The sequence below is a fragment of the Arthrobacter sp. SPT-J7 genome (genome assembly GCF_059089965.1).
Genome location: NZ_JBNHFF010000022.1, coordinates 20,394 through 31,327, shown reverse-complemented (window position 1 = coordinate 31,327; position 10,934 = coordinate 20,394). Strand labels below are relative to the sequence as shown.

Genomic DNA, 10,934 nt, shown 5'->3' with positions numbered 1-10,934 from the left:
ATCCTCCGGCCAACGGATTTCCCCTACGGTCCGGCCAATGACATGTGAATCATGCGGAACGGTGAATTCCACCAATGAGGACACACCGGTCTGGAGGGTGAGGAGGCGGACAAGATCGCCTATCTCCACTGCTTCCTCCACCAGGGCGGTCATCAGTTGCGGGGTGTTGACCGCAACGTCCACGCCCCAGGAATCATTGAACATCCAGTCGTTTTTTGGATTGTTGACCCGGCCTACGGTCCGGCCGACGCCAAACTCGGTCTTGGCCAGCAACGAAACAACGAGGTTCACCTTGTCATCACCGGTCGCCGATACCACCACGTCCGCGTCCTCAACCTTGGCGCCCTGCAGTGTGCTCAGCTCGCACGCGTCGCCTACGAGCCAGTGGGCGCCGCGGAGTCCGCTCCGTCCAATAACTTCCGGCTTCAAGTCGATCAGGAGGATTTCATGCTTGTGCGCCAGCAATTCCCTGGCAATGGAAGAACCGACGCTCCCGGCCCCCACGATCACGACTTTCACTGAATCTCCTTGACGGGGGCTTTGGCCAGGATCTGGGCCACCTGGGCGCTGCGGTCAACCTGCAGCATGGCGTGCACGGTGTCGCCCTCCTGGAACGCGGTCCCGGCGTCGGGCAATAATCCTTCACCGAACCGGGTGAGGTAGGCAATGCGGATGTTCGCCGCTTTTTCGATGCTGCTGATCCGGTGGCCGATCCAGCCGGCGTCGAGGTCCAGCTGGGCGAGCACCAGGCGTCCGGAGGGCTCCCGGAAGTCGCCGGCGAGGTGCTGTTCGGGAAGGATGCGACGCAGCACCTGGTCTGCACTCCAGCGGACCGCCGCCACGGTGGGGATCCCCAGGCGCTGGTAGATCTCGGCGCGGCCGGGATCGTAGATCCGGGCCACGACATGCGGTACATGGAATGTCTCCCGGGCCACCCTGGTAGCCAGGATGTTGGAATTGTCGCCGCTGGAGACCGCTGCGAAGGCGTACGCGTCGGCCACGCCGGCCTGCTTGAGGGTGTCCCGGTCGAAACCGACGCCGGTGACCTTGCGCCCGGTGAAACCCTGGCGGAGCCTGCGGAAAGCGCGGTCGTCCTGGTCGATGATGGCCACGGAGTGCCCGGCGTCTTCGAGCGTATGCGCCAGTGTCGCCCCCACCCGGCCACATCCCATGATCACGAAATGCGCCACCCGTATCTCCTCTGTATCTTTCCCCACGGTCCTGCCGCTAGAACTCTACCGTCAGCGTCCCGCTTCCGGCTGTCCACCGGCCGTCATGACACAGCCCGCGAATCAGACTAGCTTTGTGGAGTGCTGACAATAATGAACGCCGCGAAGCGCGTGCTCGTGGGAAGGCCGTTCCGGAATGACCGGATGGCCCACACGCTGCTTCCAAAGCGGATCGCACTACCGGTCTACGCATCCGACGCCCTGTCATCTGTTGCCTATGCCCCTGATGAGATCCTGCTCACCCTGGCGCTGGCAGGTGTCAGCGCGGTGGCGTTTTCACCCTGGGTGGGCCTGGCCGTCATGGTGGTCCTGTTGACGGTGGTTGCCTCCTACCGGCAAAACGTCCATGCCTACCCTTCCGGGGGTGGGGACTATGAGATCGCGGGCGAGAACCTGGGGAAGTACGCCGGCCTCACCGTCGCCTCGGCCCTGCTGGTGGACTACGTCCTGACGGTGGCGGTCTCGATGTCCTCGGCCGCCTCCTACGTCACCACCGCCATCCCGGCCCTCCACGGCCAGCAGGCCCTGATTGCCACGATCGGCGTGGTGATCCTTGCGCTGGTGAACCTGCGCGGCGTCAAAGAGGCCGGAAGCGTTTTTGCCGTACCCACGTACATCTTTATGGCCTCCATCCTGGGCATGACGGCCGTGGGCATTTTCCAGGCGGCCACGGGCCAGTTGGGTGAAGCACCGTCCGCAGCGTTCACCATTGTTCCGGCACCCGGTTTCGACGAGGGGCTGGTGGGGCTTGCCGGCGCCTTCCTCCTGCTGCGTGCCTTTTCTTCCGGCGCCGCGGCGCTCACCGGCGTCGAAGCCATCAGCAACGGCGTGCCGAACTTCAAGCCGCCCAAGAGCAAAAACGCAGCAACCACGCTGCTGCTCCTGGGCGTGATCGGCGCATCCATGCTTGCCGGCATCATGTACCTGGCCAACGCCACCAAGGTCCACATCGTCCTCAACCCCGCCACGGAGTTCCTGCTGAACGGCAGCCCGCTCCCGGAGGGCTACATCCAGACTCCGGCCATCAGCCAGATCGCCCAGACCATCTTCGGCCCGGGATCCGTCCTGTTCTACATCGTGGTGGCCGCCACCGGCATCATCCTCGTCTTTGCCGCGAACACGGCGTTCAACGGCTTTCCGGTGCTTGGCTCCATCCTTGCCCAGGACGGCTACCTGCCGCGCCAGCTGCGCACCAGGGGCGACAGGCTGGCCTTCAGCAACGGTGTCCTTGCCCTCGCCGCGGGAGCGCTGGTGCTCATCCTCGCCTTCAACGCGGACGTCACCAAGCTCATCCAGCTGTACATCGTCGGCGTCTTTATCTCGTTCACGGCCAGCCAGCTGGGAATGATCCGGCACTGGGGCCGGCAGCTGAAGCTGGCCAGGGACAAGGGAGTCCGACGGCGGATGGCCAAGTCCCGAGCCATTAACAGCATCGGCTTCGGCATGACCGCCCTGGTCCTGGTCATTGTGCTGGTCACGAAGTTTGAGCAGGGGGCCTGGATTGCCCTGCTCGCCATGTTCGTCCTGTTCCTGATCATGTGGAGCATCAGGGCCCACTACGACAACGTGGCCAGGGAACTGGCAGTGGATGAAGACTCGTCCCCGCGTGCCCTGCCCACCCGGGTGCATGCCGTGCTGCTGGTGTCGCATGTGCGCAAGCCCGTTCTCAGGGCCCTGGCCTACGCGCGGGCGTCCCGGCCATCAAGGCTGGATGCGGTAACGGTGGACATCGACCCCGAAGAAACCGCAGGTACGGTAGCGGACTGGGAAAAGCTTGACATTCCCGTGCCGCTGACCGTGCTGGCCAGCCCCTACCGCGAGACGGTCACCCCCATCATGGAGTACGTCAAGCAGATGCGGCGTGACTCCCCGCGGGACCTGATCGTGGTCTACATCCCCGAATACGTCGTGGGCAAGTGGTGGGAGCAACTGGTCCATAACCAGACCGCCCTGCGCATCAAGACCCGGCTCCACTTCGAACCCGGCGTTATGGTGGCAAGCGTTCCCTGGCAGCTTAAATCATCCGAAGAAGCAAAGAACCTGCAGGACATCCAATGACTTCAAAGACACAAACCCAGCCGGCACTGACCGGAGAAGCGGGCACGGGCGTCGTGCTCGACGTCGGACCCGTGGCGCATGGCGGCCATTGCGTCGCGAGGCACGAAGGACGCGTCATCTTTGTCCGGCACGCCATCCCGGGTGAAAAGGTGCGGGCACGGCTGACGGACGCCGACGAAAAGGCCAAGTTCTGGCGCGCCGACGTGGTTGAGGTGCTCGAAGCGTCACCGGACCGCGTGGACCACTTCTGGCGTCCTGCAGATTCGCGCCGCGCCTGGGGCCGCGGCCATCCTCCTGTCGGCGGAGCGGAGTTCGGCCACATCACCCTGGCCCGCCAGCGGAGCCTGAAGGCAGACGTGCTTACTGAACAGCTCACGCGGCTCGCCGGCGTCGAACAGCTCCCAAACGGCTGGGACGGCACGGTGGAAGCCGTGGGGGAATCAGCTGACGACGGCGGGGACGGCCTCCGCTGGCGGACGCGGGCAAGTTTTTCCATCACCCCCGGCGGCAAGCTGGGTATGCATGCGCACCGCTCGGGGCACATCATCCCCATCCAGGAAATGCCGCTGGCCATTGATGCCATCAACAGCCTCCGCTTGTGGGATATCGATCTGCAGGGAGTTGACCGCGTGGAGGTGGCGGCACCGGCCAACGGCTCGCGGCCTTTGGTGTTGCTGGCTGCGGCCGAGGGAACCAAGCCCAAACGCCTGGCCGCCATAGCGGCCGAACTTCCCGCTGAAGTCTCCGTCGCCGCCTTCGACCCCACCACCGAGGATGTGCAGCAGGTGCGGGGCAGGTTGTGGGTGCAGGAATCCGCCGCAGGGCACGAGTACCGGGTGACCGGGGCAGGGTTCTGGCAGATCCACCGCGACGCGCCCGGGGCCCTTGTGGGGGTTGTCACAGAGTTCCTGAAGGGTGGCGGGTTCCTCCACCCCGGCGCGGTGGTGGCCGACCTGTACGCGGGAGCCGGCCTCTTCACTGCCGTCCTGGCTGACGCGGTGGGGGAGACGGGGTCTGTCCTCTCGGTGGAGGGTGCTGCCGGAACCAGCAGGGACGCACGCAAGAACCTGCACGCGGCACCCCAGGTGGAGATCGTCCAGGGCCGCGTCGAGCGGGTCCTCCGCCAGCAACCGCGGGACTTCGACGCCCTGATCCTTGATCCGCCCCGGGCCGGGGCCGGAAAGGCAGTGGTAAGCCAGCTTGTTGCGGCGAGCCCGCGCGCCATTGCCTACGTATCCTGCGATCCGGCATCTTTCGCGCGGGACGTGGGCTACTTCCGGCAGGTTGGCTGGGAGCTTGCAGGCCTCCGGGCCTTCGACCTCTACCCCCATACCCACCACCTGGAGACAGTGGCGCTGCTGACCCCGCGTCCCTGATACCGGAACCGGGATCGACTACTATGGCGGTAGTAGTCCCACGTCGCGCTCCGTAATCACGGCCGGCCGTGTGCAATTTTCGGGCCCTGCACTAATTAGGGCCTCCTAACTAGCAGGCGGTCAACCGCGCGACAAAGATGAAACTGTTGCGAGAGGAGTCCTGCGATGAGCACTGTGGACAGCTTCGGTTCAAAAGGCAAACTTAATGTAGCCGGAACCGATTACGAAATTTTCCGGTTGAACTCCGTTGAAGGTTCAGAAAACCTTCCGTTCAGCCTCAAGGTATTGCTTGAAAACCTGTTGAGGACCGAGGACGGCGCGAACATCACTGCCGATCACGTCCGCGCCTTGGCAGGCTGGGATCCCAACGCCCAGCCCAATACAGAAATCCAGTTCACGCCCGCCCGGGTGATCATGCAGGACTTCACCGGCGTTCCCTGCGTGGTTGACCTGGCAACGATGCGCGAAGCGGTCAAGGAACTGGGCGGCGACCCCAAGCGGGTGAACCCCTTGGCGCCGGCCGAGATGGTTATCGACCACTCGGTCCAGATCGACGCCTTCGGCAACTCCGGTGCGCTGGAGCGCAACATGGAGATCGAGTACCAGCGCAACGGCGAGCGTTACCAGTTCCTGCGCTGGGGCCAGACGGCCTTTGACGACTTCAAGGTGGTTCCTCCGGGAACCGGCATCGTGCACCAGGTCAACATCGAGTACCTGGCCCGCACCGTGATGACCCGCGAAGTTGACGGCGTCCTGCGTGCTTACCCGGACACCTGCGTTGGCACCGATTCACACACCACCATGGTGAACGGCCTGGGCGTGCTCGGCTGGGGAGTCGGCGGCATCGAAGCCGAGGCAGCCATGCTGGGACAGCCCGTCTCCATGCTGATTCCGCGCGTTGTGGGCTTCAAGCTGACCGGATCCATCCCGGCCGGTGCCACCGCAACCGACGTGGTCCTCACCATCACCGAACAGCTCCGCAAGCACGGCGTTGTGGGCAAGTTCGTGGAGTTCTACGGCGAAGGCGTGGCTGCTGTGCCGCTGGCGAACCGCGCCACCATCGGCAACATGAGCCCGGAATTCGGTTCCACGGCCGCAATGTTCCCGATCGACGACGTCACTTTGGAGTACCTGCGCCTTACCGGCCGCTCAGACCAGAACGTGGCCCTTGTGGAGGCCTACGCGAAGGAACAGGGCCTCTGGCACGATCCCTCGCGCGAGATCAAGTTCTCCGAGTACCTTGAACTGGACCTGTCCACGGTTGTTCCGTCCATCGCAGGCCCCAAGCGCCCGCAGGACCGGATCGAACTGACCGAGGCCAAGGACGAGTTCCGGCACGACCTGAAGAACTACGTCTCCCACGAGGCCGACGCCGGCAGCCTGGACGAATCCCTCGAGGAGACCTTCCCGGCCTCCGACTCGCCTTCGTTCACCGCCGGGGCCACCCACATCTCCGACTCCGACCGGGAGCCCCCGAAGTACTCGGCAGGCCACGGAGCAGCCGGTCGCATCTCCCAGCCGGTTCCGGTCAAGATGGCTGACGGCCGCGAGTTCGAGCTGGACCACGGTGCGGTCACCATCGCATCCATCACGTCCTGCACCAACACGTCCAACCCGTCAGTCATGCTGGCCGCCGCGGTCCTGGCGCGAAACGCCGTCGACAAGGGCCTCACGTCCAAGCCGTGGGTCAAGACCTCTGTTGCACCGGGCTCCAAGGTTGTCACGGACTACTACGAGAAGTCCGGTCTGACCCCCTACCTGGAGAAGCTCGGCTTCTACATCGTGGGCTACGGCTGCGCCACCTGCATCGGCAACTCCGGGCCGCTGGAAGCCGAAGTTTCGGAAGCCATCCAGGCGAACGACCTCGCTGTCGCGGCTGTCCTCTCGGGCAACCGCAACTTCGAAGGCCGCATCAACCCGGACGTCAAGATGAACTACCTGGCCTCCCCGCCGCTGGTCATCGCTTACGCCTTGGCCGGTTCCATGGATTTCGACTTCGAATCCGACGCCCTGGGCCAGGACCCGGACGGCAATGATGTCTTCCTGAAGGACATCTGGCCGAACCCGGTTGAGGTCCAGAAAGTCATCGATTCCTCAATCGACAAGGAAATGTTCGCCAAGGGCTACGAAGGCGTCTTCGAGGGCGACGACCGCTGGAAGGCGCTCGACACGCCCGCCGGTGACACCTTCGCCTGGGATCCGAACTCCACCTACGTCCGGAAGCCCCCGTACTTCGAGGGCATGCAGGCACAGCCTGAGCCGGTCAAGGACATCACGGGTGCCCGCGTGCTCCTGAAACTGGGCGATTCGGTCACCACCGACCACATCTCCCCGGCCGGTTCCTTCAAGTCAGACACCCCTGCCGGCCAGTACCTGCTGGCCAATGGCGTGGAGCGCAAGGACTTCAACTCCTATGGTTCCCGCCGCGGCAACCACGAGGTGATGATCCGCGGAACGTTCGCAAACATCCGCATCAAGAACCAGATCCTGGACGGCGTTGAAGGTGGCTTCACCCGCGACTTCACCCAGGAAGGCGGCCCGCAGGCCTACGTCTATGATGCCGCGCAGAACTACCAGGCAGCCGGCACCCCGCTGGTAGTCTTGGCGGGCAAGGAATACGGTTCCGGTTCCTCCCGTGACTGGGCTGCCAAGGGTACCGCCCTGCTGGGCGTCAAGGCCGTCATCGCCGAGAGCTACGAGCGAATCCACCGCTCCAACCTCATCGGCATGGGCGTCCTGCCGCTGCAGTTCCCGGCCGGCGAATCCGCTGCCACCTTGGGACTGTCCGGCTCGGAGACGTTCTCGGTTGAGGGCGTGACCGCCCTGAACGAGGGCACCACGCCGAAGACCCTCAAGGTCACTGCCACTGCTGAGGACGGCAGCTCGACGTCGTTCGACGCCGTCCTGCGTATCGACACCCCGGGTGAAGCGGACTACTACCGCAACGGCGGCATCCTGCAGTACGTCCTGCGCCAGATCTCCGTGAACTAGCGGTAACTGATAAGCAGGCACCACCTCCCGAAGCCCCGGCCGGTCCCCGACCAGCCGGGGCTTCGGCTTTGCATTTGGACCAAGGCGTTAGAGTTAAACGGCACGTCTACCACCCGAAGGAGGGGTCATTGGGAATCTTGGACAACATCTGGAATCCGCAGGACCTGAACGAGTTGTCCGAAGAACAGCTGAAACAGCTGGCTTCGGAGGTCAGGGCATTCCTGATCACAAACGTCTCCCAGACGGGTGGGCACCTCGGACCCAACCTTGGCGTAGTGGAACTGACGCTTGCCGTGCACCGCATCTTCGACTCGCCCCGCGACAGCATCGTTTTTGACACCGGCCACCAGTCGTATGTCCACAAGCTGCTGACCGGCCGCCAGGATTTCAGCACCCTGCGCCAGGAGGGCGGCATCTCCGGCTATCCGTCCCGTGCCGAATCCGAGCACGACATCGTGGAAAGTTCGCACGCCTCCTCGTCGCTGTCCTGGGCCGACGGTATCTCCCGCGCCCGCCAGCTCACGGGTGAAGGCGACCGGCACGTCGTCGCCGTCGTCGGAGACGGTGCCCTCACCGGAGGCATGGCCTGGGAGGCGCTTAACAATATCGCCGCGGACAAGCGGCGCCGCGTGGTCATCGTGGTGAATGACAACGGCCGCTCGTACGCCCCCACCGTGGGCGGCTTCGCCGACTACCTCGCCTCACTGCGCCCCACCATCGATTCATTCCGCACCGCGCCGGCCTACGAACGCGTCCTGGACTGGTGGAAAAAGAAACTCCAGGACGGCGGACCGGCCGGCCAGTTCACCTATAAGAGCCTGCATGCCATGAAAAAGGGCATTAAGGACTGGTGGGCGCCGCAGGGCATGTTTGAAGACCTTGGCATGAAGTACATCGGCCCGGTGGACGGCCACAACCTCCAGGCGATGGAACACGCACTGTCCACGGCCAAGCACTACGCCGGCCCCGTGATCGTGCATGCCATGACCGAAAAGGGCCATGGCTATGCTCCGGCACGTGCACATGAGGCGGACCAGTTCCACGCCGTAGGCATCATCGACCCCGAAACCGGCGAACCCACCGGCACCGCCGGAACCCAGTCCTGGACCTCCGTGTTCGCTGACGAGATTGCTGCCATCGCCGATGAGCGCAAGGACGTCGTGGGAATCACCGGCGCCATGCTGATTCCCGTTGGCCTGCACAAGTTCGCGGCCCGGCACCCGGACCGCGTGATCGACGTCGGAATCGCCGAACAGCACGCCCTGACCTCCGCGGCCGGCATGGCCTTCGGCGGCCTGCACCCCGTGGTTGCTGTCTACGCCACCTTCCTGAACCGGGCGTTCGACCAGCTCCTGATGGACGTCGCCCTGCACAAGGCCGGCGTCACCATCGTCCTGGACCGCGCAGGCGTCACCGGCCCCGACGGCGCCAGCCACCACGGCATGTGGGACATGTCCATGGTCCAGATAGTTCCCGGGCTCCACCTCGCCGCACCCCGTGACGCCAGCAGGCTCCGCGAGGAACTCCGCGAGGCCGTGGCCATCAGCGACGCACCCACGGTGGTCCGCTTCTCCAAGGGATCCGTCGGCGCCGAAGTGGAAGCCCTCGAGCGCCTCAGCGACGGCGTGGACATCCTGTCCCGCCGGCCCAGCGGTTCCACCGAGAATGACGTCCTGATCATCTCCGTGGGTGCCATGTCCGAGCTCGCCCTCGACGTAGCCAACCGGCTCGGCGCGCAGGGCATCAGCACCACGGTAGTGGACCCGCGCTGGGTTCTTCCCGTTCCGCGGTCCATCATCGCGCTGGCATCGCACCACCGCCTCGTCATCTGCATCGAGGACGGGGTCCGTGCCGGCGGTGTGGGCTCCAGGATCCGCCAGGAAATGCGCGCGGCCGGCGTGGACACCGCCCTGAACGAGGTAGGCCTTCCGGTCGAGTTCCTGGACCACGGCACCCGCAGCCAGATCCTGGAACGCGTTGGCATGACAGCCCAGCAGATAACGCACGACGTCGTTGCCCAGGTCCTCGGGACAAAGGTCCCCTTTGCGCGTCCTCTGCCAGGCCAGCAACACCCCACCACCGGCAGCCTTCCGATCCTGTGAGGGGAGAGGACCTACTGAAATACCCGGGCGTGGTGGCGGAGCCGGCGGCTGACGACCAGCCCGGACCCAGCCGCGAACCCCGGCACCTCGAGCCCGGCCAGCTGGTAGTTGCCCGGAACCGGAAATGGAACGGCAAGGCGCACTGGGTGGTCCCCGGGCGGTACCTCGGCGAGGACCGCCACGGCTGGTGGATCTTCCAGGGAACCAATGAATTCTGCTCCCGTCCCGGTGCCGCCTTCTACACCAGGTCCGACGCCGTCCTCCTGGTACCGCGCGAAGGTCACTGGGTTGCCACGTTTTACGACGACGCCCACCCCGGCGGTGTCCGGATCTACATCGACCTTGCTGTTGCGCACGAGTGGCACCGGATCCGGCCAGGCGTAACGGAGTTTCACGTCATCGACATGGACCTGGACGTGGTGTGGACAGCAGGCCGCGGCGTGTTCATTGACGACGAGGACGAGTTCGCCGAACACCGGGTGTCCATGGATTACCCCGCAGCCCTGGTGGAAGCACTCCAGGCTGGCGCGGACCAGCTTTACCAGGCCGTCAAGGCACAGCAGGCACCATTCGACGGCACCGACGTCGAATGGTTTACAAAGGGACGGTCATGAGCGGAATTGTCAGGGTCTACAAACGCGACGAAGAGGGCACCCTCCATTTCCGGGAGGCCTGGTTCGATGAGGACTACAACCAGTTCGTGATGAATTACGGTGCGGTGGGCCACCAGAGCAAGACCGAAGAGACCGATGTACCGGACCCCGAGGCAGCCGAAGGCCTTTTGGACGCATTTGCAGTGCAGTGCGCCGAGGACGGCTACGCCGAAATTCCGGAAGAGGAACAGTTCTGGGTTGTGGCCCAGTTTGCGCTGAAAACCCGGGAGGGCACCGACAGGGACCGCTACCTGGAAGAAAAGGCAACGGACGCGCTGATCAGCCATCTCGCCTGGCGCGGACTCGGTACGGTGGAACGCTCTGAGTTTACTGACTACAAGCTCAACATCTTCTGCCTGTGCCCCGACGTCAACAAGGCAGTCGCAGCCATCAAGGTGTGCAGCCGCGGCGAGGACCTGGACTTCACCAAACTCAGCATCGGCGCAGCGCCCTACAGCGATCCGCATAACTTCAAGCTCAAGCACTCAGCAAAGCCAGCCAACACCTTCAGCCTCTAAGGAGCGT

The 10,934-nt window shown here is 64.4% G+C and carries 8 protein-coding genes; 6 read left to right on the top strand and 2 right to left on the bottom strand.

The genetic code is table 11. The features are described 5' to 3' along the window. Nucleotides 1-519 (bottom strand): potassium channel family protein (locus AC5RWX_RS18965; RefSeq protein ID WP_494097877.1); only part of this gene is annotated, 519 nt, incomplete at its 3' end. After that, on the bottom strand, nt 516-1,190 hold the full coding sequence (locus tag AC5RWX_RS18960) for a potassium channel family protein (protein ID WP_494097876.1): 675 nt from the start codon (nt 1,188-1,190) through the stop codon (nt 516-518). The genes AC5RWX_RS18960 and AC5RWX_RS18965, both read right to left, overlap by 4 nt. A gap of 132 nt (nt 1,191-1,322) precedes the next feature. Between AC5RWX_RS18960 and AC5RWX_RS18955 the strand changes: the two genes are divergently transcribed. The 6 genes from AC5RWX_RS18955 to AC5RWX_RS18930 all read left to right on the top strand — a co-directional run bounded on the left by AC5RWX_RS18955 (nt 1,323) and on the right by AC5RWX_RS18930 (nt 10,927). Then, the gene (locus tag AC5RWX_RS18955) at nt 1,323-3,287 is read left to right on the top strand and encodes an APC family permease (RefSeq protein WP_494097875.1); all 1,965 of its coding nucleotides are present in this window, start codon (nt 1,323-1,325) and stop codon (nt 3,285-3,287) included. Continuing rightward, on the top strand, nt 3,284-4,663 hold the full coding sequence (locus AC5RWX_RS18950) for a class I SAM-dependent RNA methyltransferase (protein ID WP_494097874.1): 1,380 nt from the start codon (nt 3,284-3,286) through the stop codon (nt 4,661-4,663). The genes AC5RWX_RS18955 and AC5RWX_RS18950 overlap by 4 nt, the downstream gene beginning before the upstream one ends. 165 nt (nt 4,664-4,828) lie before the next feature. Continuing rightward, nucleotides 4,829-7,654 (top strand): aconitate hydratase, encoded by a 2,826-nt coding sequence (locus AC5RWX_RS18945; protein ID WP_494097873.1) that lies wholly within the window; start codon nt 4,829-4,831, stop codon nt 7,652-7,654. A 128-nt stretch (nt 7,655-7,782) separates the two neighbouring features. After that, nucleotides 7,783-9,756 (top strand): 1-deoxy-D-xylulose-5-phosphate synthase, encoded by a 1,974-nt coding sequence (dxs, locus tag AC5RWX_RS18940; RefSeq protein ID WP_494097872.1) that lies wholly within the window; start codon nt 7,783-7,785, stop codon nt 9,754-9,756. 29 nt (nt 9,757-9,785) lie between these two features. Further along, complete coding sequence (locus AC5RWX_RS18935) at nt 9,786-10,370, top strand: DUF402 domain-containing protein (RefSeq protein WP_494097871.1); 585 nt, start codon at nt 9,786-9,788, stop codon at nt 10,368-10,370. Next, nucleotides 10,367-10,927: a hypothetical protein gene (locus AC5RWX_RS18930; RefSeq protein ID WP_494097870.1), complete on the top strand. Its 561-nt coding sequence runs from the start codon at nt 10,367-10,369 to the stop codon at nt 10,925-10,927. Before AC5RWX_RS18935 ends, AC5RWX_RS18930 begins: the two co-directional genes overlap by 4 nt. Nucleotides 10,928-10,934: the final 7 nt, after the last annotated feature.

Excerpts from the sequence above, each read along its gene's own strand:
- AC5RWX_RS18930 (WP_494097870.1), top strand. The coding sequence starts at position 10,367 with ATGAGCGGAATTGTCAGGGTCTACAAACGCGACGAAGAGGGCACCCTC.
- AC5RWX_RS18945 (WP_494097873.1), top strand. The coding sequence starts at position 4,829 with ATGAGCACTGTGGACAGCTTCGGTTCAAAAGGCAAACTTAATGTAGCC.
- AC5RWX_RS18950 (WP_494097874.1), top strand. The coding sequence starts at position 3,284 with ATGACTTCAAAGACACAAACCCAGCCGGCACTGACCGGAGAAGCGGGC.
- AC5RWX_RS18955 (WP_494097875.1), top strand. The coding sequence starts at position 1,323 with ATGAACGCCGCGAAGCGCGTGCTCGTGGGAAGGCCGTTCCGGAATGAC.